Annotated in this window: 20 protein-coding genes and 1 riboswitch; of the genes, 10 read left to right on the top strand and 10 right to left on the bottom strand. The window is 70.8% G+C overall.

The features are described 5' to 3' along the window. The first annotated feature begins 86 nt into the window (after positions 1 to 86). From ACFWJX_RS35275 to ACFWJX_RS35250, 6 genes are all read left to right on the top strand, one after another. On the top strand, positions 87 to 851 hold the full coding sequence (locus tag ACFWJX_RS35275) for a GntR family transcriptional regulator (RefSeq protein WP_383250404.1): 765 nt from the start codon (positions 87 to 89) through the stop codon (positions 849 to 851). A gap of 277 nt (positions 852 to 1,128) precedes the next feature. Continuing rightward, a complete protein-coding gene (locus tag ACFWJX_RS35270) occupies positions 1,129 to 1,395 on the top strand; it encodes a DUF3311 domain-containing protein (protein ID WP_383250403.1) in 267 nt (88 codons plus the stop codon). Continuing rightward, positions 1,392 to 3,020, top strand: coding sequence for a monocarboxylate uptake permease MctP (gene mctP, locus ACFWJX_RS35265; RefSeq protein ID WP_383250402.1), 1,629 nt, complete (start codon positions 1,392 to 1,394; stop codon positions 3,018 to 3,020). The genes ACFWJX_RS35270 and mctP overlap by 4 nt, the downstream gene beginning before the upstream one ends. A 138-nt stretch (positions 3,021 to 3,158) precedes the next feature. Further along, a riboswitch (cobalamin riboswitch) is annotated at positions 3,159 to 3,325 on the top strand. A gap of 122 nt (positions 3,326 to 3,447) precedes the next feature. After that, a complete protein-coding gene (locus tag ACFWJX_RS35260; RefSeq protein WP_383250401.1) occupies positions 3,448 to 5,817 on the top strand; it encodes a ribonucleoside-diphosphate reductase subunit alpha in 2,370 nt (789 codons plus the stop codon). After that, positions 5,817 to 6,884, top strand: a complete 1,068-nt coding sequence (locus tag ACFWJX_RS35255) for a ribonucleotide-diphosphate reductase subunit beta (protein WP_383250400.1) — start codon at positions 5,817 to 5,819, stop codon at positions 6,882 to 6,884. The genes ACFWJX_RS35260 and ACFWJX_RS35255 overlap by 1 nt, the downstream gene beginning before the upstream one ends. Positions 6,885 to 7,095: 211 nt before the next feature. Continuing rightward, entirely contained in the window at positions 7,096 to 8,061 is a 966-nt protein-coding gene (locus tag ACFWJX_RS35250) for a GlxA family transcriptional regulator (RefSeq protein WP_383250399.1), read from the top strand. A 25-nt stretch (positions 8,062 to 8,086) separates the two neighbouring features. Here the strand turns inward: ACFWJX_RS35250 and ACFWJX_RS35245 are convergent, their stop codons facing one another. The 10 genes from ACFWJX_RS35245 to ACFWJX_RS35200 all read right to left on the bottom strand — a co-directional run bounded on the left by ACFWJX_RS35245 (position 8,087) and on the right by ACFWJX_RS35200 (position 18,071). Continuing rightward, positions 8,087 to 9,457, bottom strand: coding sequence for a cytochrome P450 (locus ACFWJX_RS35245; protein WP_383250398.1), 1,371 nt, complete (start codon positions 9,455 to 9,457; stop codon positions 8,087 to 8,089). Continuing rightward, positions 9,454 to 10,563, bottom strand: coding sequence for an epi-isozizaene synthase (gene cyc1, locus ACFWJX_RS35240; protein WP_383250397.1), 1,110 nt, complete (start codon positions 10,561 to 10,563; stop codon positions 9,454 to 9,456). The genes ACFWJX_RS35245 and cyc1 overlap by 4 nt, the downstream gene beginning before the upstream one ends. Before the next feature lie 272 nt (positions 10,564 to 10,835). Beyond that, positions 10,836 to 11,486, bottom strand: a complete 651-nt coding sequence (def, locus tag ACFWJX_RS35235; protein WP_383250396.1) for a peptide deformylase — start codon at positions 11,484 to 11,486, stop codon at positions 10,836 to 10,838. A 78-nt stretch (positions 11,487 to 11,564) separates the two neighbouring features. Beyond that, positions 11,565 to 12,545, bottom strand: a complete 981-nt coding sequence (locus ACFWJX_RS35230; RefSeq protein WP_319253121.1) for a hypothetical protein — start codon at positions 12,543 to 12,545, stop codon at positions 11,565 to 11,567. 105 nt (positions 12,546 to 12,650) lie between these two features. Further along, on the bottom strand, positions 12,651 to 13,910 hold the full coding sequence (locus ACFWJX_RS35225; protein WP_383250395.1) for an HD-GYP domain-containing protein: 1,260 nt from the start codon (positions 13,908 to 13,910) through the stop codon (positions 12,651 to 12,653). Beyond that, a complete protein-coding gene (locus ACFWJX_RS35220; RefSeq protein WP_383250394.1) occupies positions 13,907 to 15,214 on the bottom strand; it encodes an HD-GYP domain-containing protein in 1,308 nt (435 codons plus the stop codon). Before ACFWJX_RS35220 ends, ACFWJX_RS35225 begins: the two co-directional genes overlap by 4 nt. A 140-nt stretch (positions 15,215 to 15,354) precedes the next feature. Further along, a complete protein-coding gene (gene rsrA / locus ACFWJX_RS35215) occupies positions 15,355 to 15,657 on the bottom strand; it encodes a mycothiol system anti-sigma-R factor (protein ID WP_073491330.1) in 303 nt (100 codons plus the stop codon). Continuing rightward, positions 15,654 to 16,349: a sigma-70 family RNA polymerase sigma factor gene (locus tag ACFWJX_RS35210; protein ID WP_383250393.1), complete on the bottom strand. Its 696-nt coding sequence runs from the start codon at positions 16,347 to 16,349 to the stop codon at positions 15,654 to 15,656. Before ACFWJX_RS35210 ends, rsrA begins: the two co-directional genes overlap by 4 nt. Before the next feature lie 248 nt (positions 16,350 to 16,597). Next, complete coding sequence (locus ACFWJX_RS35205) at positions 16,598 to 17,254, bottom strand: alpha/beta family hydrolase (RefSeq protein WP_383250392.1); 657 nt, start codon at positions 17,252 to 17,254, stop codon at positions 16,598 to 16,600. A 1-nt stretch (position 17,255) separates the two neighbouring features. Further along, positions 17,256 to 18,071 (bottom strand): SOS response-associated peptidase, encoded by an 816-nt coding sequence (locus ACFWJX_RS35200; protein ID WP_383250391.1) that lies wholly within the window; start codon positions 18,069 to 18,071, stop codon positions 17,256 to 17,258. Between the two features lie 50 nt (positions 18,072 to 18,121). Between ACFWJX_RS35200 and ACFWJX_RS35195 the strand changes: the two genes are divergently transcribed. The 4 genes from ACFWJX_RS35195 (at position 18,122) to ACFWJX_RS35180 (ending at position 21,687) form a co-directional block, all read left to right on the top strand. Next, a complete protein-coding gene (locus ACFWJX_RS35195; protein WP_383250390.1) occupies positions 18,122 to 18,844 on the top strand; it encodes a M50 family metallopeptidase in 723 nt (240 codons plus the stop codon). A 96-nt stretch (positions 18,845 to 18,940) separates the two neighbouring features. Continuing rightward, on the top strand, positions 18,941 to 20,266 hold the full coding sequence (gene aroA, locus ACFWJX_RS35190) for a 3-phosphoshikimate 1-carboxyvinyltransferase (protein WP_383250389.1): 1,326 nt from the start codon (positions 18,941 to 18,943) through the stop codon (positions 20,264 to 20,266). 11 nt (positions 20,267 to 20,277) lie between these two features. Continuing rightward, positions 20,278 to 21,288: a ribosome small subunit-dependent GTPase A gene (gene rsgA, locus ACFWJX_RS35185; RefSeq protein ID WP_383250388.1), complete on the top strand. Its 1,011-nt coding sequence runs from the start codon at positions 20,278 to 20,280 to the stop codon at positions 21,286 to 21,288. A gap of 75 nt (positions 21,289 to 21,363) precedes the next feature. After that, on the top strand, positions 21,364 to 21,687 hold the full coding sequence (locus tag ACFWJX_RS35180; protein ID WP_383250387.1) for a DMT family transporter: 324 nt from the start codon (positions 21,364 to 21,366) through the stop codon (positions 21,685 to 21,687). Positions 21,688 to 21,866: the final 179 nt, after the last annotated feature.

The raw sequence follows: 21,866 nt of genomic DNA, 5'->3' as shown, positions 1-21,866 counted from the left end.
CCCCGCCGACAAACCCGTGCCACGATGTGAGCCGCGGCCGACGGGTTTGTCGGTCGCTTCGGCACCCGGAGCCGGGAAGGCAGGACATGAGCACCGACGTCAGCAGTGCGGAGAACGAGGGTGGGGCGACCGTCCGTACCGCGCGCGTGCCCAAGTACTACCGCCTGAAGAAGCATCTCCTCGACATGACGGAGACGCAGTCGCCCGGCACCCCGGTGCCGCCCGAGCGCACGCTGGCGGCCGAGTTCGACACCTCGCGCACCACCGTGCGCCAGGCGCTCCAGGAGCTGGTCGTCGAGGGCCGGCTCGAGCGCATCCAGGGCAAGGGCACCTTCGTCGCCAAGCCGAAGGTCTCCCAGGCGCTCCAACTCACCTCGTACACCGAGGACATGCGCGCCCAGGGCCTCGAACCCACCTCGCAGCTGCTCGACATCGGCTACATCACGGCCGACGACCGCCTCGCCGAGCTGCTCGACATCACCACGGGCGGCCGCGTGCTGCGCATCGAGCGGCTACGCATGGCCAACGGCGAGCCGATGGCCATCGAGACCACCCACCTCTCGGCCAAGCGCTTCCCGGCCCTGCGCAGGTCACTGGTGAAGTACACGTCCCTCTACACCGCGCTCGCGGAGGTCTACGGCGTCCACCTCGCCGAGGCCGAGGAGACCATCGAGACCTCCCTGGCCACCCCGCGCGAGGCCGGCCTGCTCGGCACGGACGTCGGCCTGCCGATGCTGATGCTGTCCCGCCACTCCGTGGACAAGGACGGCCTCCCGGTGGAGTGGGTACGGTCGGTGTACCGGGGCGACCGATACAAGTTCGTCGCGCGGCTGAAGCGGCCCGTGGACTAGACGTACGGTCCGGGGGGACGGCTGGGGGTCCGGGGGTCACCCCCCGGGACAGCACAGCGTCGCGCGGCTCAAGCCGCCCGTGGACTAGACGTACGGTCCGGCGGGACGGCTGGGGGTCCGGGGGTCACCCCCCGGGACAGCACAGCGTCGCGCGGCTCAAGCCGCCCGTGGACCTAGCAGCGGGACCGATATGCGGACGAGGTCTTCCGCTTACCTTTATCCGTCACCTACATTTCGTGCGCGTTGCACATGATCTGCGAGGGGACGGAGCCGCCCGATGTCAGAAACCCCAGAAGTGAACAGAGGGCCGGTGGTGACGCCCCTGCGTGTCGTCATCGCCCTCTGTCTGTTCGCGCCCTTCGTGGCGATGCTGTGGGTCGGTTCGTACGCGAAGACCGACCCCACGTTCATCGGCATCCCGTTCTTCTACTGGTACCAGATGCTGTGGGTGCTGCTCTCCACCATGCTCACGGTGACCGCGTACAAGCTGTGGCAGTTCGACCAGCGCGGCCGCAGGCACCAGGGCGGAGGTGCGGCGAAGTGAACGACGGCGTGAACGGCGTGGCACTCGCCGTCTTCATCTTCTTCTTCCTGGCCGTCACCGTCATGGGATTCCTGGCCGCCCGCTGGCGCAAGGCCGACGACGAGCACAGCCTCGACGAATGGGGCCTGGGCGGCCGGTCGTTCGGCACCTGGGTCACCTGGTTCCTGCTCGGCGGCGACCTGTACACGGCCTATACGTTCGTGGCGGTCCCGGCGGCGATCTACGCGGCCGGCGCGGCGGGCTTCTTCGCGGTGCCGTACACGATCCTCGTCTACCCACTGATCTTCACGTTCCTGCCGCGCCTGTGGTCGGTGTCGCACAAGCACGGGTACGTGACGACCTCGGACTTCGTGCGCGGCCGGTTCGGCTCCAAGGGCCTGTCGCTGGCTGTGGCCGTCACCGGCATCCTGGCCACCATGCCGTACATCGCGCTCCAACTGGTCGGCATCCAGGCCGTGCTGGACGTGATGGGCGTCGGCGGCGGCGAGGACACCAACTGGTTCGTCAGGGACCTGCCGCTGCTGATCGCCTTCGGCGTGCTCGCGGCGTACACCTACTCCTCGGGGCTGCGGGCGCCCGCGCTGATCGCGTTCGTGAAGGACACGCTGATCTACATCGTCATCGCGGTGGCGATCATCTACATCCCCATCAAGCTGGGCGGGTTCGACGACATCTTCGCCAAGGCGGGCGACGCCTTCGCGCAGACCAACCCGGCGACGGGCGCGCCGCGCGGTGCGCTGGTGCCGGGCGACGCGGGCCAGTGGACGTACGCCACGCTGGCGTTGGGCTCCGCGCTGGCGCTGTTCATGTACCCGCACTCGATCACCGCGACGCTGTCCTCGCGCAGCCGTGACGTGATCCGCCGCAACACCACCATCCTGCCGCTGTACTCCCTCATGCTCGGTCTGCTCGCCCTGCTGGGCTTCATGGCGATCGCGGCCGGGGTGAAGGTCTCCAACGGCCAGTTGGCGATCCCGCAGCTGTTCGAGGACATGTTCCCGGACTGGTTCGCGGGCGTGGCCTTCGCGGCGATCGGCATCGGCGCGCTGGTGCCGGCGGCGATCATGTCCATCGCGGCGGCGAACCTCTTCACCCGCAACATCTACAAGGACTTCATCAAGCCGGACGCCACGCCCAGGGAGGAGACCCGCGTCTCCAAACTGGTCTCGCTCCTGGTGAAGGTGGGCGCGCTGGTCTTCGTCCTCACCATGGACAAGACGGTCGCCATCAACTTCCAGCTCCTGGGCGGCATCTGGATCCTCCAGACCTTCCCGGCCCTGGTCGGCGGCCTGTTCACCCGCTGGTTCCACCGCTGGGCGCTGCTGGCCGGCTGGGCGGTCGGCATGGTCTACGGCACGGCCGCCGCGTACGGCGTCGCCTCCCCGACCCAGAAGCACTTCGGCGGCTCGTCGAAGGAGATCCCCGGCATCGGTGAGATCGGCTACATCGGCCTCACGGCGTTCGTGCTGAACGTGGTGGTGACGGTGGTGCTGACCTTCGTCCTCAAGGCGCTGAAGGCACCGGAGGGCGTCGACGAGACGTCCCCGTCGGACTACACGGCGGACGCCGGCGACCCGGGCGTCAAGGTGGAACTGCCCCCGGCCACGGCGGGCGCGGGGCACTAGCCCGAGGGGGAGGGATCCCCCACCCGAGCCCACAGCGGGCCGCCGAGGCACATCGCCCCGGCGGCCCGCTGTCGTGCGCGCTCCGGCCGGAACTGCCCCATGAGTTGACGCTGCGAAGCCAGCCCGACACAACATCTGGGGGTAACGCGGCAGCCCGGCACAAGATGTATGCTCAAGCTCGCTGTCGCCGCAGGGGAATCCGGTGCGAATCCGGAACTGTCCCGCAACGGTGTACTTGCGTGCGTTCCTATGCATTTGCGCACGCATGGTCAGTCCGAGCACCTGCCGGCAGCGCACCCGGTCCGTCCGGTTCGGGTGCCCTGACGTCCGGGCCTCGCGGAATGGGCCGGTGGACGCGACGCGCCCCGCGCTCGCGTGCTGCCCCCTGCCCTCCGCAAGGCCCCCGCCGAGCGAGGGAGAGCCCCACGTGACCATCGCGCCAGCCGAACCGGTTTCAGCAGCCCTGGAGACCGACGGTCCCGGAGCCGCACTGCTGCGGACGCTGACCGAGCTGACCGCCGACCTTCCCGACGCCGACCCCGGCCGGGTCGCCGCCGCCGCCCTGCGGGGCCGGTCCGCGCGGGCGGACGAGTCGGAGCTGCGCGAGCTGGCCACGGAGGCGGCCGCCGGTCTGATCTCCGAGGATCCCGCCTACTCCCGGCTGGCCGCCCGGCTGTTGACCGTCGGCATCCGCGCGGAGGCCGCCTCCCAGGGCGTCACCTCCTTCACCGGGTCCGTCGCCGTCGGCCACCGTGAGGGCCTGATCGCCGACCGCACCGCCGAGTTCGTGCGGCTGCACGCGGCCCGGCTCGATGCGCTGGTCGACACGGGCGCCGACGACCGCTTCGGCTACTTCGGCCTGCGCACCCTGCACAGCCGCTACCTGCTGCGCCACCCGATCACCCGCAAGGTCGTCGAGACGCCCCAGCACTTCCTGCTGCGCGTGGCGAGCGGCCTGGCCGAGGACGACACGACGAGGTCCGTCGACGAGGTCGCCGCGCTCTACACGCTGATGAGCCGCCTGGACTACCTGCCGTCCTCCCCCACCCTGTTCAACTCCGGCACCCGCCACCCCCAGATGTCGTCCTGCTACCTCCTCGACTCCCCGCTGGACGAGCTGGACTCCATCTACGACCGCTACCACCAGGTCGCCCGCCTCTCCAAGCACGCCGGCGGCATCGGTCTGTCGTACAGCCGCATCCGTTCCCGCGGGTCGCTCATCCGCGGCACCAACGGGCACTCCAACGGCATCGTGCCGTTCCTGAAGACCCTGGACGCCTCGGTCGCCGCCGTGAACCAGGGCGGCCGGCGCAAGGGCGCGGCCGCGGTCTACCTGGAGACCTGGCACTCCGACGTCGAGGAGTTCCTGGAGCTGCGTGACAACACCGGTGAGGACGCCCGCCGCACGCACAACCTCAACCTGGCGCACTGGGTGCCGGACGAGTTCATGCGCCGGGTCGACGCCGACGGGCAGTGGTCCCTGTTCTCCCCGGCCGACGTACCCGAGCTGGTCGACCTGTGGGGCGCGGAGTTCGACGCGGCCTACCGCGCGGCGGAGGCCAAGGGACTGGCGAAGAAGACCATCCCGGCGCGTGATCTGTACGGGCGCATGATGCGCACCCTCGCGCAGACCGGCAACGGCTGGATGACCTTCAAGGACGCCGCCAACCGCACCGCCAACCAGACCGCCGAGCCGGGCCATGTGGTCCACTCCTCGAACCTGTGCACGGAGATCCTGGAGGTCACCGACGACGGCGAGACGGCGGTCTGCAACCTGGGTTCGGTGAACCTCGGCGCGTTCGTCGACACCGACCCCGGGGCCACCGAGGTCATCGACTGGGAGCGGCTGGACGAGACCGTCCGCACCGCCGTCACCTTCCTCGACCGCGTCGTCGACATCAACTTCTATCCGACCGAGCAGGCGGGCCGCTCCAACGCCCGCTGGCGTCCGGTCGGTCTGGGCGCGATGGGCCTCCAGGACGTCTTCTTCAAGCTGCGGCTGCCCTTCGACTCGCCCGAGGCCAAGGCCCTCTCCACCCGGATCGCCGAGCGGATCATGCTCGCCGCGTACGAGGCCTCCGCCGACCTCGCCGAGCGCAACGGCCCGCTGCCCGCCTGGGAGAAGACCCGGACCGCCCGTGGCGTGCTGCACCCCGACCACTACGGCGTCGAGTTCACCTGGCCGGAGCGCTGGGCGGCGCTGCGCGAGCGGATCGCGGCGACCGGGATGCGCAACTCGCTGCTCCTGGCCATCGCGCCGACCGCCACCATCGCGTCGATCGCCGGTGTGTACGAGTGCATCGAGCCGCAGGTCTCCAACCTGTTCAAGCGCGAGACGCTGTCCGGCGAGTTCCTCCAGGTCAACTCCTACCTGGTGCGGGAACTCAAGGAGCTGGGCGTCTGGGACGCCCGCACCCGCGAGGCGCTGCGCGAGGCGAGCGGCTCGGTGCAGGGTTTCACCTGGATCCCCGAGGACGTACGGGCGCTGTACCGCACCGCGTGGGAGATCCCGCAGCGCGGCCTGATCGACATGGCCGCCGCGCGTACCCCCTACCTGGACCAGGCGCAGTCCCTGAATCTGTTCCTGGAGACGCCGACCATCGGCAAGCTCTCCTCGATGTACGCGTACGCCTGGAAGTCGGGCCTGAAGACGACGTACTACCTGCGCTCGCGCCCGGCGACCCGCATCGCCCGCGCCGCCCAGGCACAAGCCCCGATTCCCGTGCAGCAGCCGGCGCCCGAAGAGGCAGTCGCCTGCTCCCTTGAGAACCCCGAGTCCTGCGAGGCCTGCCAGTAATGAGTGCCCACCCGTCGCCCGACCACCACCCCTCAACGACGGCACTGCGTGCCGACACCCGTGTATTCAAGAACCTGCTCGACCCGGGCTTCGAGCTGACCCTGCGTCCCATGCGCTACCCCGACTTCTACGAGCGCTACCGGGACGCGATCAAGAACACCTGGACCGTCGAGGAGGTCGACCTCCACTCGGACGTCACCGACCTCGCGAAGCTGACGCCCGCCGAGCAGCACCTGATCGGCAGGCTGGTCGCGTTCTTCGCGACGGGCGACTCGATCGTCTCGAACAACCTCGTACTGACGCTGTACAAGCACATCAACTCCCCCGAGGCGCGGCTCTACCTGAGCCGGCAGCTGTTCGAGGAGGCCGTGCACGTCCAGTTCTATCTGACCCTGCTGGACACCTACCTCCCCGACCCGGAGGACCGTGCGGCCGCCTTCGACGCGGTCGAGAGCATCCCCTCCATCCGCGAGAAGGCCGAGTTCTGCTTCCGCTGGATGGACTCGGTGGAGAAGCTGGACCGGCTGGAGTCGATGTCCGACCGCCGCCGTTTCCTGCTCAACCTGATCTGCTTCGCCGCGTGCATCGAGGGCCTGTTCTTCTACGGCGCCTTCGCGTACGTCTACTGGTTCCGCAGCCGGGGTCTGCTGCACGGCCTCGCCACCGGCACCAACTGGGTGTTCCGTGACGAGACCATGCACATGTCCTTCGCGTTCGAGGTCGTCGACACCGTCCGCAAGGAGGAGCCGGAGCTGTTCGACGACCGGCTCCAGGAGCAGGTCACCGACATGCTGCGGGAGGCCGTCGAGGCCGAGCTGCAGTTCGCGCGCGACCTGTGCGGGGACGGCCTGCCGGGCATGAACACCGACTCGATGCGCCAGTACCTGGAGTGCGTCGCCGACCAGCGGCTGAGCCGCCTCGGTTTCGCCCCGGTGTACGGCTCGGAGAACCCGTTCTCGTTCATGGAGCTCCAGGGTGTTCAGGAGCTGACCAACTTCTTCGAGCGCCGTCCGTCGGCGTACCAGGTCGCGGTGGAGGGCACCGTCGACCTGGACGAGGACTTCTGAGTCCGCGCCTCGCGCAGTTGGCGGTCGATCCGGCGTTCGTGGGCCAGCCCCACGAGCGCCGGACCCGCGAGGACGAGGAAGAGGACCAGGACCGTGAGGACTTCGGTGAGTGCGTTCATGGGGTAAGCATCGTGCGGGAGCGACACTCCTGACAGTGGCAGGACTGCCGTACACCTTCAAATTCCTGCCACTTCAGGTGCACACTGGCGGCATGCTGAAGAACGTGGCCGCGATCCTCCTCGACGGCGTGCACCCCTTCGAACTCGGTGTCGTCTGCGAGGTGTTCGGCATCGACCGCAGCGACGAGGGGCTGCCGGTCTACGACTTCGCCGTCGCCTCGGCCGAGGGGCCGACCCTGTCCACCCCGCACGCGGGCTTCACGGTGAGCACGTCACACGGGCTCGAACGGCTGGAGAGCGCCGACCTGATCACCGTCCCGGCCGGCGACACGTACACGGCCCGGGAGTTCCCGCCCGAGCTGCTCGACGCGCTGCGCCGGGCGGTGGAGCGCGGGACCCGGGTGCTGAGCGTGTGCTCCGGGGCGTTCGTGCTGGCGGCGGCGGGACTCCTGGACGGGCGGCGCTGCGCGGTGCACTGGCGGCACGCGGAACAGCTCGCCCGCGAGTACCCGCGTACGACCGTCGAGCCCGACGTCCTCTACGTCGACGAGGACCCGGTGATCACCTCGGCCGGTACGGCGGCCGGCATCGACGCCTGCCTGCACCTCGTACGCAAGGAGCAGGGACCCGAGGTCGCCAACGGGATCGCCCGGCGGATGGTCGTACCGCCGCACCGGGACGGCGGCCAGGCCCAGTACATCCAGCGGCCGCTGCCGCGCTCGTCCTGCGACACCGTGGGCGAGGTGCTCGCGTGGATGGAGCAGCACCTCGACCAGGAGGTCACCGTCGAGCAGCTCGCCGCCCGCGCCCACATGGCGCCGCGCACCTTCGCCCGCCGCTTCCAGCAGGAGACCGGCACGACGCCCTACCGCTGGATCCTGCGCCAGCGGGTGCTGCTCGCCCAGCATCTGCTGGAGGCGTCCGACGAGACGGTGGACGCGATCGCGTGGCGGACCGGCTTCGGTACGGCGGGCGCGCTGCGGCACCAGTTCGTGCGGGCGCTGGGCACCACCCCGAACGCCTACCGGCGTACGTTCCGGGGCCCGGAGGCCGCCTGAACGCACGCCGGCAGCGGGGACCGTCTCACCGCGGGACGGGCTTCAGCCGCAGCCGTTGCGGACGCAGCGTGATGCCCACCCGGGTCTCGTCGACCGAGCCGGGGACCTGCTCGAAGCGGAACCCGTCCGCGAGCACCGCCGTGACCAGCGAGAGCAGGGCCATCGAGAAGTGGTCGCTCGGGCACTTCCGGTTGCCCACGCTGAACGGCCGCATCGCGTACTTCGGGATGTCCTTCGACCGCTCCGGGAGCCAGCGGTCGGGGTCGAACTCGAGGTGCCGCTCGTAGGACCGCGGGTCGCGCTGGATCGCGTACGGGCTGTACACGATGTCGGCCCCGGCCGGAATGCGATAGCCACCGAGTTCGGTGTCGGTGACCGCCCGCCGCGTCAATATCCATACGGCCGGACGCAAACGCATGGCCTCGACGACGACGTTGTTCGTGTGCGTGAGCTTGCGAACGTCGTCGAATGCGACGGGCCGTCCTCCCGTGACCTCCCGTACCTCGGCGCACACTTTGTCCGCCTGTTCCGGGTGGTCCGCGAGAACCAGCAGCAGGGACATGATCGTGGAAGCGATGGTTTCGCTGCCGGGGGTGAGGATCGCGACGACCTGGTCGTGGATCTCCTGTTCCCCGATCGGGTCGCCATTGTCGTCCTTCGCTTCCAGCAATGCCGTCAGCAAATCGTCCGGCTTTTGACCGGATGCCCGGCGTTCGGCGACGATCTCGTCGACCAGGAGATGTAAATCGGCCAGGGCCCGGTTGAATTCGCGGTTGGCCGGAAGCGGCAGCCTGTAGAGCGGTCCGAGCGGTACCACCATCCGGTGGTACATACCTTGGAACACACTGGCGAGCGCGATGCACAGCCGCTCGGCCCGCTCGTCCATGAACTGCCCGCGCAGCAGACAGCGGGCCGCCACCCGCACCGCTATCCGGAACGACTCCGAGGTGCAGTCGATCGTCCCGCCGCCCTTCCACCGCTCGACGAGCGCGCGCGTCTCCTCCTCCATGATCGGACCGTAGGCGGGGATGGCGTCGAGCCGGAACGCGGGCTGGATGGTGCGCCGCTGGCGGCGGTGGAGCGGGCCGTTGGCGGTGGCCACGCCCTCCTTGCCGAGCAGCCCTTCAAGGGACTCCCACAGGGGTCCGGCGATGATGTAGTCGGGGCTGAGGGCCATGGCCCCGGTCAGGGCCGGCGTGGTGACGGCGTACACCGTCTTCGGTCCGAGCTTGATGCGGACGATGTCGCCGTGGTCGCGCAGCTGGCTCATGAAGGCCAGCGGGTCACGGGCGAGCTTCCAGCCGTGGCCGAGAAGCGGAACCCCGCCACCGGCCAGTGGCGGCTCACGCAGTTCCGAAACCTCGGGCGTCACGGGTTCAACGGACTCGACGGTCATTTCTCACCTGCCGCTTCGTTGTCGACGTACGGGGGCGTGGACCGGTCGTCCCAGCTGTCGACCATGTAGCGGCCGGACTCGTGGTGGAACCAGTAGACGGAACTGAACCAGTTCCGCATGTTCGCGAGACAGGTCCGTACGGCGGCGCCGAGTTCTTTTCCGTGGACCGTACCGTCGGCGAGCCCGTCGGCCAGCCGTAAGACGTCCTTCTCGACGACAAGGAATTCGGATATGCATTCCTCGACGCGCCGCCTGATTTCCTCGACCGCCTCTTCCAGTGTCAGTCCCTCATGGGTGATGAGACTGATTCCGAGATTGTGCACCTCGTCGCCCGCGATTTCCTTCGGGAGCGAACAGAGGTCGTTGTACCAGGCGGCGAATTCCTGACTCAGCACAGCCGCGCGCCGATAGGCCGGGTGTTTCCGTACGGTGTCCGGGAGTTCGCATCCCGCACTCGGTTCCAGCAGATCCGTCCAGATCCAGTGCGCGAAGGTGAGCCGGCGCAGGGCCAGATACTCCTCGACGCCCGGGATGCGCCCTTCCACCCGGTTCTGGAATTCCCGGTCGTACGCCTCGATCACCTCGTGGAAGTGGCGGGCGAACCGCGCGTTCCACGTCTCGGGGAGGAAGGAGTACAGCCGGCCCACGCTGTCCGCGAGTCCGGCGACCAGCGGATCCTCGTGCTGCAGGTGCTCGTCCGGGGAGTCGAGCCCCGCGTGCAGACGGCGCCTCAACTGCCGCCAGGCGGCGGCCCGGCCGTGCACGACGTCGCGGTCGTGCCGGTCGTCCCAGACGAAGAACCACGCGCTGTAGTCGGCGATGGCCTGCATGACCTCGTTAGGTGCGCCGAGGTAGTAACCCGCCATCAGGTCGGTGTAGCACAGGCCGTCGGCATATTCCGCGACCTTGTCCGCCGGCATGAGCCGCTTTTCGAGCAGCCACGAGCGCGTGTTCTCCTGCAACTGAGGCCAATACGGATGCAGTTGCCGGGGAAACACCGCCTCGATGACCGGGAGAGAGAGCGACGGTGGAACCGCGACCGCGGTCACGGTCCCCGCGGTGCGGTATGTGGTGCGGTATGTGGTGCTGTATGGGAAAGCTGGCACGAACAACCCCTCTCAGCCGCCAGTTGGCACACGCCCCTCCCGCCGTGCCGGGCGTGCGCCGTTGCGTATCCCCGCACTGCCCATTCAGCACCACAACTGACCGTTCTGGGAACGGATTTGCTCCATTCACTACCCCAACACGCCGAGATTCCCCCCTCGCGTGACTGGTTATGGATCAGCGGATGTGCATAAGCGACCGAACGTGCGTCGGACAGACGAACGACGCCCGGCCGCTGCTGATCGCGGTCGGGCGTCGTGGGAAGGAGGGTGACTCAGTCGTTGGGGACCACGGCGTAGCGCGGCTCGTTCTCGGCCATCTGCCGCAGGGCGTCCTTGCGTTCGCGCTTGGAGAGACGGTCGATGTAGAGGTACCCGTAGAGGTGATCCGTCTCGTGCTGCAAACACCGAGCGAAGTAGCCCGTGCCACGCACCTTGACCGGATTGCCCTTCTCGTCCTGGCCGGTCACCTCGGCGTAGTCGGGCCGGGCCAGCGGCGCGTAGGCGGTGGGCACCGACAGACAGCCCTCGTTGCTGTCGTCCAGCCGGCGCCTGTCCGCGGGCAGCTCGACCAGCTTCGGGTTGCAGACCACACCGGTGTGCCGGGCGCCCTCGTCATCGGGGCAGTCGTAGACGAACACCTTCAGGTCGACGCCGATCTGGTTGGCGGCCAGGCCCACGCCCTCGGCGGCGTGCTGCGAGGCGAACATGTCCGCGATCAGCTGCTGGAGCTCCTCGCCGAACTCGGTGACGTCCTTGCACTCCTTGTGCAGCACCGGGTTCCCCACGACGGTGATGGGCCGCGCGGTGCCGGCCCGACGCCAGGCCTGCTCGCGCTCCTCCGTCTCCTCGGTGTCGATGACGAAGCCCTCGTCGTCCACGGGGAGCACTCCCGCGTGCTGCTGATCGGTGTCCTGCTGCGCCATGACCGACGTATGCCTTCCTGCAACCTGAAGAAACCTGCAAACCTGCGAGTACAGCCTAAAGGGAGCCGGCCTCGGGTCTCAGCAGACCTCTTCGAGGTCCCGCCAGTCCCGGGAGTCCGGGCTGTCCGCGACCCACCCGTCCAGCAGCCCCCTCACCAGCGAAGCCGGCGCTGCCACCCCGCACTCCCGCTCGGGCACCCACAGCTGCCCGTCGGTCCGGTGACCCAGCGGCCCGGGGTGACCCGGCTCACTGTGGTCGTGCGGGTCGAGATGCTCGCCGTCGCCCTCGTCGGACGGCATCCGCGACTCGGAGCACATCCGGCACAGCAGCCGTACGGAGGACGACCAGTCCTCCGCTGCGAAGCCCGCGTCGGCGGCCAGCTGCTCCAGCGCGTCGCGGTCCGCCTCCGTGGCCGCCTCCAGCAGGACCACCCAGGTCGGCACCGGCGAGGGCGCCCACAGCTCGATCTCGTCGAAGACGGGGTAGGAGTGCCCCACCGACGTGGTGCGCTCACCGTGCGGCACCCCGTCGTGCAGGACGACCTCGCCCCAGCGCCGCCCGGACGACGGCAGCGGGATCGACAGCACCTCTATGCGCGCGGGGTCCAGCCGCCGCCCCCACACCACCTCGGCCTCCCCCTCGGGCGACAGCCGTACGGCCGCGCTGCCCAGGTCCATGCCGAGGGGCTCGCCCGCGGCGGTGGGACCGCCCGGGACGTGCAGCCCGTAGGCCTGCCAGGAGCGCCGGGCCAGCGGCCAGTCCTGGAGGGCGGTGGCGGCGATGCCGACGTTCCACCAGTCGGGGGCGCCGCTCTCCCGGTCGAGCAGGGCGACCGCACGGAGCCCGGCGGTGCGGGCCTGCTCCCAGTCGTGCCGGAACTTGTGCAGCAGGGCGAGGTTGAACCAGGACTCCGACAGCCAGGGCTCGAGATCGGCGGCACGGGTCAGCAGCGCGCCCGCGTCCTCGTACCGGCCGTCGCCGATCAGCGTGAACGCGCGATCGGTGGCCTGCCGCCAGGAGGCGGAGGGCCGGTGCCGTCCCTTGCCGAAGATCCTCACGATTCCCGCCTGCCAGTTCCGTTCTGTGGGCTGGCCAGTGCCCCCGGACACTCTCTCCCTCGCATCCAACCACGTGTGGCTGGAAGGGCGCTCATTACCCATGGGTTACCCACCCGCGGGCAGGGTCAGACAGTCCCGCGACAGCACCCTGGCCAGGGCTTCCACCACTTCGGGGGCGTACTCGCCGCCCGTGCCCAGCCTCAGTTCCTCCAGCGCCGTGAGCGGCCCACCGGGGCCGGCGTCGCGCACTTTCTCCTCGTAGGCGTTGACCACCCGCACGATCCGCGCCGCCGTCGGCTGCTCCGGGTAGGGGTCGGCCTGGCGCTCCACCACCGCGGCGACCTGCGCGCTCGCCCCGGTCTGGCGGACGACGGCCCCGCCCAGCAGGGCGATGCGCCGCTGCTCGGCCTGCGGCAGCCCGGCCGTGGCCCCGGCCGGCACCGGGTCGACGAGGCTGAGCTGCCCGATGTCGTGCATCAGGGCCGCGTACTCCAGCACGGTCAGCTCCGGCTCCGTGAGGCCGAGGTCCCGGCCGACCGCCTGGCTGAGCGCGGCGACCCGGCGGGCGTGCCCGGCCGGGGTGTAGCCGGCGATCTCGGTGGCGCGGGCGAGGGAGGCGATGGTCTGCCGGTAGGTGGCGCGGACGGCGGCGTACCGGCGCAGGGACAGCTGGGTGAGCAGCAGCGGCACCGAGAACACCGGCAGGGCCCACAGGCCGACGACGGCCACCGCCAGCGCCATCACCGCGCCCGTCGCGGCCACCGCCGACCCGATCCCCGGTACGGACCGCAGCTCGTCGCGGAGCAGCGGGGCGAACGGCCAGCCGGTGCGGGAGTGCGCGAGCGCGGCGGCCACGACGGCGTCGCACAGGGCGGTGAGGACGAGCAGCGCGAGCAGCAGCAGCGCGTAGGCGGGGCCGGTCCAGCGGGCGAACACCCCGTGGTTGTAGAGGGGCTGGAAGCAGACGGCGGCGAACCCGACGGCCAGCACGCGCCGGACCAGGTGGTCCAGGACGGGTCCCTGCCCGCGCGCGAGATGCGGCACGCTGCCGAGCAGCGAGGCGGCCATCACGACGGAGACGACCTGGGCGACCCCGTGGTGCGTGGCGTGCCCGGCGTGCTCCCCGAGCAGCGCGTACGACAGCGAGGCGGCGGAACCGAGCGGCGCGGCCTCGCGCAGTCCCGGCCCGCTCCACCGGGTCAGTTCACCGACGGCCACGAGCACCCCGAAGGCGAGCGCGACGGACCGCTCCGCCAGCCCCGAGCGGAAGACGACGAGCAGCGACGCGACGGCGAGGATCCCGGCGACGGCGTGCAGGGCGCCCAGGAGCCCGCCTGCCCGCGTCGCCCGCCCCCGGCCGCTCACCGCCGGGCCCCCGGCCGGTCGGGAACGGGGACCGGGGACTGCGCCGGCAGGCCGGGTTCGTCGGCGGTGACGATCGGGTGCCAGCCGTCCCGGGCGATCACACGGGTCAGCGCGGTGACCATACGGGGGTCGAAGTGGGCCCCCGCGCACCGCCGGAGTTCCTCGAGTGCCGCCGGCACGGGACGGGCCCGGCTGTAGGAGCGGGTCGAGGTCATCGCGTCGAAGGCGTCGGCGACCGCCACCACTCGCGCGGGTTCCGGGATCTGGCTGCCCACCAGCCCGTAGGGGTAACCGCTGCCGTCCAGCCGCTCGTGGTGGTGGAGGATCGCCGAGCGGGCCTCGCCGAGGAAGGAGATCCCCCGGGTGATCTCGTGCCCGTACTCGGGGTGCAGCTCGATCACGCGCCGTTCCTCGGGCGTCAGCGGGCCGTTCTTGCGGAGCAGCCGGGTGGGCACGCCGAGCTTGCCGACGTCGTGCAGGATCCCGGCGAAGCGGATCACCTCGACCCGGCCCTCGTCCATGCCCAGCTCACGGGCGATCAGCATGGAGGCCTGGCCGACGCGTTCGCTGTGCCCGCGGGTGTAGCCGTCCTTGATGTCCACGGCCTGCACCAGCGCGCGGATCGTCGCCTGGTGGGCGGCGCGCTCCCGGTGGTACTGGGCGAACACCCACCAGGACACGCCCATCGGGAACAGCACGAGCAGCGCGGCGACCGGCCCGTAAGGGCTGTGCCACAGGACGGCCATCATCAGCCCGGCGAGCCCGTGCACCCCTACGGGTGCCAGGGAGCGCAGGAACAGCCCGTGCCAGGCGCGCCGCGGCGGCAGCCCCTCTGCCAGCGCGAGGATCCCGCTGTCCAGGACGGCGAGCACCAGGCAGAGGACCAGAACGGCGGCCGCGGCCGGCAGGAGGAGGGCGGGGCCGTCGGACGCCCCCACGGCGTCCCGGCCGCCCAGCGCCTGGTGCGTGCGGGACGTGGCCCACACACCGAGCGCCAGCCGGGCGGCCCGCCAGACGCGTCGCAGCGGGAAGGGGCGGTGCTCCACCGGGGACAGCAGCGCGCCCGGCAGCGGCACGAGCGCGGCGGCCGCAGCCGGAAACAGAAAAGCCCCGGCCAGCAGGACGGGGTAGAGGGTGCCGGCGAACCGGCGGCGGCCGACGCGCTCACCGCCCGCGTACAGCGCGGCTAGCAGCAGGACCGGCCACCAGGGCGTGCGGTCCGTCGGCAGTGGGAGCAGGCAGCACAGTGCGCCGAGGGCGGCACAGACGACGTACACCCGCGCCCGTACCGGAATGCCGTCCATGTCGCCCTCCCCCCGGCCACGCCTCGTCCAGGCTCCGGAGCCTAGGGTGGCGGGGGGTGGCGACGCGGGCGTATCACCCGCGGATTAGCACATTCGGGTGACGTCGGTGCGTCCTGGGAAGACCCGGGGCCTGCGTGGGCTCAGGACTCCTGAGGGGTGACCGACACATCGTGCTCGGGCACGGCCTGGCCGGAGCGGATCAGCTCGATCCGGCCCATGACCTTCGAGCGCAGGTCGGTCGGCACGTCGTCATGGCCGCAGCAGCGCTTGACCAGCTTCTTGACGGCCTCTTCCAGCCCGTACTTCTCCAGGCACGGCGAGCACTCGTTGAAGTGCTGCTTGAACTTGTCGCGGTCCATGTCCGGCATCTCACTGTCGAGAAACTCGTAGAGATGGTCGAGGACCTCACCGCAGTCCGTCTCGTGCGGCTCTCCACAGCTCATGACCCAGAGCCTTTCGCTTCGTTCGACTCTCCGGCGCCGGCCGGGACCAGTCCGCGCTCACGGGCGTAGTCCTCGAGCATGCCGCGCAGTTGACGGCGGCCCCGGTGCAGCCGGGACATCACCGTACCGATCGGTGTCCCCATGATGTCCGCGATCTCCTTGTACGCAAAGCCCTCTACGTCAGCGAGATAGACGGCGATGCGGAACTCCTCGGGGATCGCCTGAAGCGCCGCCTTCACGTCCGAGTCGGGCAGATGGTCCAGTGCCTGCGACTCGGCGGAGCGCAGACCCGTGGACATGTGCGACTCGGCACGCGCCAGCTGCCAGTCCTCGATCTCCTCGGCCGCGCTGCGCTGGGGTTCGCGCTGCTTCTTGCGGTACGAGTTGATGAAGGTGTTGGTCAGGATCCGGTACAGCCAGGCCTTGAGATTGGTGCCCTCGCGGAACTGGTGGAAGGACGCGTACGCCTTGGCGTAGGTCTCCTGCACCAGGTCCTCGGCGTCCGCCGGGTTGCGCGTCATGCGCAGCGCGGCCGAGTACATCTGGTCGAGGAACTCGAGCGCGTCCCGCTCGAAGCGCGCGCTGCGCTCCGTGCTGGACTCCACTGCCGTCCCCACGTCCGTGCCCTGGCCCTCGGGCAGCTCCGCCTGGCCGTTGTCGGTCCCTGCGTCGGTACCGGTGACCGGACCCACCTCCTCAAGATTGCGGGCAGGACCGAGAGCGGTCCCACTCGAATCGGAGGATAGACGACTACCCGTCCCACCCGCCGCTCGAATAGGAGCGGTCTTGGCCGCGTGCAGCACCGTCCAGTCCAGGTCGGTGCGGCTGGGGCAGATGGTCGAACCCATGCGCCGGACTTCCTCTCCCACGACATCGGTGCTGCTTGTTCAGCACTTCTGCCCGGCTCAACAGCCGTGCGCCCCGCAACATTCCCCGCTGTTCACCCGAGTGACACGGCCCACGGGAGGACCGCCGCGGTGATCGTCTCCAGGGCCTGGCCCTGGGTGACCGGGGCCCGCTTGGGCACGGCGAACCCGTGATCGCCGTAGGGCACCTCGACGAGGTCGTAAGGCCCGTCGGGGAACTCCGCGGGCTTCCCGAAGGGGTCGTTGCCGCCCTGGACGACGAGCGTGGGCACCCCGGCGCCCAGCAGCTCCGCGGCGCGGGACTTCTCGGGCCTGCCGGGCGGGTGGAGCGGGAAGCTGAGCGCGAGGACGGCGTGGGCGCCGAGTTCGGCGGCGGTACGGCAGGCCACGCGGGCGCCCGCGCTGCGCCCGCCGGAGATCACCGGGAGGCCGGCCTTCGCGACGGCGGGCCAGATCCCGCGCCAGCCGACGTCGAGCGTCTTCGGCGCGGGCGCCACCTTCTTCCCGGCGACCCGCCAGGGCTGCTCGACGAGGGCGACGCTGACGCCCTGTCCGGGGAGCGCGTCGGCCAGCGCGCGCAGATCCCGCGCCTCGATGCCGCCGCCGGCACCGTGGCTCACGGCGAGGACCAGCCTGGGGCGCTTCGCCCGGTGCCAGGTGATGCGGGCGGGCCCGGCGTCGGTGTCGATGGTCTCGCTGGTCACGTCTGTCACGTTCGTCCCGTCGGTCACGTCAGAAGAGTGTGCCCTCCTCGGGCCCCTCCAGCTCCTTCAGCAGCTCCGGGCCGTTGTTGCGGACGTTGCTCACGGCCGTGGACACGGGGTACGCGCGCATCAGGCCGGGCGGCGGCGGGGCGAGCAGGGAACGCAGGTCCTCGACGTCCGTGCGGGACGGGTCCAGCCAGGCGTCCCAGCGGTCGCGGGTGAGCATCAGGGGCATCCGGGGGTGGATGTCGTACAGCGTGCGCGGACCCTCGGCGGGCGCCTCGGCCAGCGGGCTCGTCTCCGCGTCGGTGGTGACCACCGAGCAGGTCGCCCACCAGGCCCGCGGATGGTCGTCCGGCAGCGTGCGGTCGCGCCAGAACTCGTACAGCCCGGCCATCGCGAACACCGAGCCGTCGGCCGGGAGCACGAAGTAGGGCTGCTTGCGGGGCCGCTTCTTCCTCCCCTCGACCTCCAGATCGCGCTCCTGCTGTCCGGTGACCCACTCGTAGTAGCCGTCGGCGGGGATGACGCAGCGGCGGGTGGCGAAGGCGCGGCGGAACGACGGCTTCTCGTGGACGGTCTCCGCACGCGCGTTGATCATCCGGGCGGCGCCCTCCGGGGTCTTCGACCAGGACGGGACCAGACCCCATCTGAGTTTGCGCAGCTGGCGAACCGGGCGCGGGTCCGGCACGTCCTTCAGGGGACGGTCCAGGACCACGTGGACCTCCTTGGTGGGGGCCACGTTGTAGTCGGGTTCGAGGGCCTCCTCGGGCTCCCACTTCTCGATCTCAAAGACTCCTGCGAGATCCTCGGGCTGGCGACTCGCCGCATACCGTCCGCACATACGTGCCACACTGCCAGATTCCTTAGGACAAGAGGGAGCCACCGGAAACCATGGACAGCACCGCCGCCACCGCGCTGCCCGACCTCTGGGACCGGCTCGTCGGCACCCAGCCCGACCCCGATGTGTGGGTGGTGATCGCCACCATGGCCGCCGCGCTCGCCGTGGTCGTCCCGCACACCCTCTGGCGCCTCTCCCGCAACGCCATCACCATCGCCCACGAGGGCGGCCACGGGCTGGTCGCCCTCCTCACCGGCCGTCAGCTGACCGGCATACGCCTGCACTCCGACACCAGCGGCCTGACCCTCAGCCGGGGCAAGCCGCACGGCCTCGGCATGATCCTCACCGCGGCCTCCGGCTACACCGCTCCCCCACTGCTGGGCCTGGGCGGCGCCGCACTGCTCGGCGTCGGCCGCATCACGCTGCTGCTGTGGCTGGCGACCGTACTGCTGGTCGCGATGCTGGTGATGATCCGCAACGCGTACGGGGTGCTGACGGTGGTCCTCACCGGCGGCGCCTTCCTGCTGGTGTCCTGGCTGGCCGGTCCCCAGGTGCAGGCGGCGTTCGCGTACGCGGTGGTGTGGTTCCTGCTGCTCGGCGGAGTCCGCCCGGCCTTCGAACTCCAGGCGAAGCGCTCCCGCGGCGGCGCCGGCGACTCGGACGCGGACCAGCTGTCCCGCCTGACCCACGTCCCGGCGGGCCTGTGGCTGTTCCTGTTCCACGCGGTGAGCCTGTGCGCACTGCTGGGCGGCGGGCGCTGGCTGCTGGGGCTCTGAAAGGACCGCGGCCCCGGCCCGCCGGGGCCCCGCGGACCCCCGGCCGGCCCCCACGCCGGACCACCCCGGCCATGCCCTGGCTTATACAGTGGGCCCATGGCCCCGAACCCCGCCCACACCGCCCTTTGGCCCGCCCCGCACGCGAGCGAGGCCGTCGACGCGACGGTCCACGTGCCGGGGTCCAAGTCGGTCACGAACCGCGCTCTCGTCCTGGCCGCCCTGGCCTCCGAGCCCGGCTGGCTGCGCCGCCCCCTCCGCTCCCGCGACACCTTGCTCATGGCGGGCGCCCTGCGCGAGATGGGTGTGGGCATCGAGGAGGGCGTGGGGCCCGACGGGACCGGCGAGGCCTGGCGCGTGCTCCCCGCGGGGCTCCGCGGCCCGGCCACCGTCGACGTCGGCAACGCGGGCACGGTGATGCGCTTCCTGCCGCCGGTCGCCGCCCTCGCCGACGGTCCCGTCCGCTTCGACGGCGACCCGCGTTCGTACGAGCGTCCCCTGACCGGAGTCATCGACGCTCTGCGTTCGCTCGGTGCCCGCATCGACGACGACGGGCGGGGCTCGCTGCCGCTGACGGTGCACGGCGGCGGCGCGCTGGACGGCGGGCCGGTCGAGGTCGACGCCTCGTCCTCGTCGCAGTTCGTGAGCGCCCTGCTGCTGTCGGGCCCGCGCTTCAACCAGGGCGTCGAGGTCCGTCACACCGGCGCCACGCTGCCCTCCCTGCCGCACATCCGGATGACGGTGGACATGCTGCGCGCGGTGGGCGCCCAGGTGGACACCCCGGAGTCGGGCGGCGAGCCGAACGTCTGGCGGGTCACGCCGGGCGCGCTGCTCGGCCGGGACCTGACCGTCGAGCCGGACCTGTCCAACGCGCAGCCGTTCCTGGCGGCGGCGCTGGTCACCGGCGGCCGGGTCGTCGTCCCCGACTGGCCGGCCCGGACCACCCAACCGGGGGACCGGCTGCGGGAGATCTTCACCGAGATGGGCGGTTCCTGCGAACTGACCGAGTACGGCCTCGTCTTCACCGGGTCGGGCGCGATCCACGGCATCGACGTCGACCTGAGCGACGTGGGCGAGCTGACCCCGGGCATCGCGGCGGTCGCCGCCCTCGCCGACTCGCCCTCCACCCTGCGGGGGGTGTCGCACCTGCGGCTGCACGAGACGGACCGCCTGGCCGCCCTCACCAAGGAGATCAACGAGCTGGGCGGCGACGTCACCGAGACCGCCGACGGCCTGCACATCCGCCCGCGCCGGCTGCACGACGGGATCTTCCACACCTACGACGACCACCGCATGGCCACGGCCGGCGCGATCATCGGCCTGGCCGTGGAGGGCGTACAGATCGAGAACGTGGCGACGACGGCGAAGACGCTGCCGGACTTCCCCGAACTGTGGACCGGAATGCTCGGGACGTCCGGGGTATAGGGACTTTCGCCATGCGCCGCTACGGCAAGCACACCGACGAGGACGACATCCGCAGCCGCCCGAACCGCAAGGGCAACCGGCCGCGTACGCACATCCGGCCCAAGCACGAGGACGCGGCCGAGGGCATGGTCCTCACGGTCGACCGCGGCCGCCTCACCTGCCTCGTCGACGGCCGCATCGTGATGGCGATGAAGGCCCGCGAACTGGGCCGCAAGGCCGCGGTGGTCGGCGACCGGGTCGCCCTGGTCGGGGACCTGTCGGGCGAGAAGGACACCCTCGCGCGCATCGTCCGCATCGCGGAACGCACCTCGGTGCTGCGCCGTACCGCGGACGACGACGACCCCTTCGAGCGGGTGGTGGTCGCCAACGCCGACCAACTGGCCATCGTGACCGCCCTGGCCGACCCCGAGCCGCGCCCGCGGCTGATCGACCGCTGCCTGGTCGCGGCGTTCGACGGCGGCCTGACGCCCCTGCTGGTCATGACCAAGTCGGACCTGGCGTCCCCGGACAAGCTGCTGGAGCTGTACGGCCACCTCGACATCCCGTACGTCGTCACCAACCGCGAGGAGCTGGCCGGCGGCGACGCGGCGGAGGTCGTGCGCGAGCAGCTGACCGGGCGGATCACGGCGTTCGTCGGCCACTCGGGCGTCGGCAAGACCACGCTGGTGAACGCGCTGGTCCCGGAGGAACGGCGCCGGGTGACGGGCCATGTCAACGCGGTGACGGGCCGCGGCCGCCACACCACGACCTCGGCCCTCGCCCTGCCCCTGAACGGCACGGACGACTGGGTCATCGACACACCGGGCCTCCGTTCCTTCGGGCTGGCCCACATCGACCCGTCCCGGGTGATCCTCGCCTTCCCCGACCTGGTGCCGGGCACGGAGGGCTGCCCGCGCGCGTGCAGCCACGACGAGCCGGACTGCGCGCTGGACGCGTGGGTGGCCGAGGGACACGCGGACCCGGCGCGGCTGTACTCGCTACGACGTCTGCTGTCGACGAGAGAGCGCACGGAAGGCGACTGACCTTCGCGTGTTTGGGTGCGCCGGGGTTCGGTAAGTGCATAATCGCACCGAGCCGCTTACACGGGAGGACAGCACATGGCGTGGCTGCTGGTCATCGTCGCGGGAATGCTCGAGACCGGCTTCGCCGTCTGCCTCAAGCTGTCACACGGTTTCACCAGGCTGTGGCCGACGATCGCGTTCTGCGTGTTCGCCCTCGGCAGCTTCGGCCTGCTGACCCTCGCTCTCAAGAAGCTCGACGTCGGCCCGGCCTACGCGGTCTGGACCGGCATCGGCGCGGCCGGCACCGCGATCTACGGAATGATCTTCCTCGGCGACCTGGTCTCGGTCCTGAAGATCATCTCGATCAGCCTGGTCATCATCGGAGTGATCGGCCTCCAGCTGTCGGGCTCGGCGCACTAGCCTCCAGCGGACCGCCCCGATCCGACCGACCCGGCACTCGAGTCGCTGAGGCGGGAAACCTGCCCCGTCCCGCACCCCCACCCCATCCCACCGGGCGCAAGCCCGTCAGCACCGGCCGGCTCCACCAGCCCGTCCGGCGCTCGAGGACGAGGCCCGTTCAGGGCCGAAGCGGGTTCTGG

Source organism: Streptomyces sp. NPDC058335 (assembly GCF_042723915.1).
In the GTDB taxonomy this organism is placed as follows: Bacteria; Actinomycetota; Actinomycetes; order Streptomycetales; family Streptomycetaceae; genus Streptomyces.
The sequence above is the reverse complement of the archived record's forward strand: the minus strand, read 5'-3'. Positions and strand labels throughout refer to the sequence as shown.

Bases quoted from the DNA above. Each gene is read 5' to 3' on its own strand.
- ACFWJX_RS35275 (WP_383250404.1), top strand. From the start codon at position 87: ATGAGCACCGACGTCAGCAGTGCGGAGAACGAGGGTGGGGCGACCGTC.
- ACFWJX_RS35270 (WP_383250403.1), top strand. From the start codon at position 1,129: ATGTCAGAAACCCCAGAAGTGAACAGAGGGCCGGTGGTGACGCCCCTG.
- ACFWJX_RS35255 (WP_383250400.1), top strand. From the start codon at position 5,817: ATGAGTGCCCACCCGTCGCCCGACCACCACCCCTCAACGACGGCACTG.
- ACFWJX_RS35250 (WP_383250399.1), top strand. From the start codon at position 7,096: ATGCTGAAGAACGTGGCCGCGATCCTCCTCGACGGCGTGCACCCCTTC.
- ACFWJX_RS35245 (WP_383250398.1), bottom strand. From the start codon at position 9,457: ATGACCGTCGAGTCCGTTGAACCCGTGACGCCCGAGGTTTCGGAACTG.
- def (WP_383250396.1), bottom strand. From the start codon at position 11,486: ATGGCGCAGCAGGACACCGATCAGCAGCACGCGGGAGTGCTCCCCGTG.
- ACFWJX_RS35220 (WP_383250394.1), bottom strand. From the start codon at position 15,214: ATGGACGGCATTCCGGTACGGGCGCGGGTGTACGTCGTCTGTGCCGCC.
- rsrA (WP_073491330.1), bottom strand. From the start codon at position 15,657: ATGAGCTGTGGAGAGCCGCACGAGACGGACTGCGGTGAGGTCCTCGAC.
- ACFWJX_RS35200 (WP_383250391.1), bottom strand. From the start codon at position 18,071: ATGTGCGGACGGTATGCGGCGAGTCGCCAGCCCGAGGATCTCGCAGGA.
- ACFWJX_RS35195 (WP_383250390.1), top strand. From the start codon at position 18,122: ATGGACAGCACCGCCGCCACCGCGCTGCCCGACCTCTGGGACCGGCTC.
- aroA (WP_383250389.1), top strand. From the start codon at position 18,941: ATGGCCCCGAACCCCGCCCACACCGCCCTTTGGCCCGCCCCGCACGCG.
- rsgA (WP_383250388.1), top strand. From the start codon at position 20,278: ATGCGCCGCTACGGCAAGCACACCGACGAGGACGACATCCGCAGCCGC.
- ACFWJX_RS35180 (WP_383250387.1), top strand. From the start codon at position 21,364: ATGGCGTGGCTGCTGGTCATCGTCGCGGGAATGCTCGAGACCGGCTTC.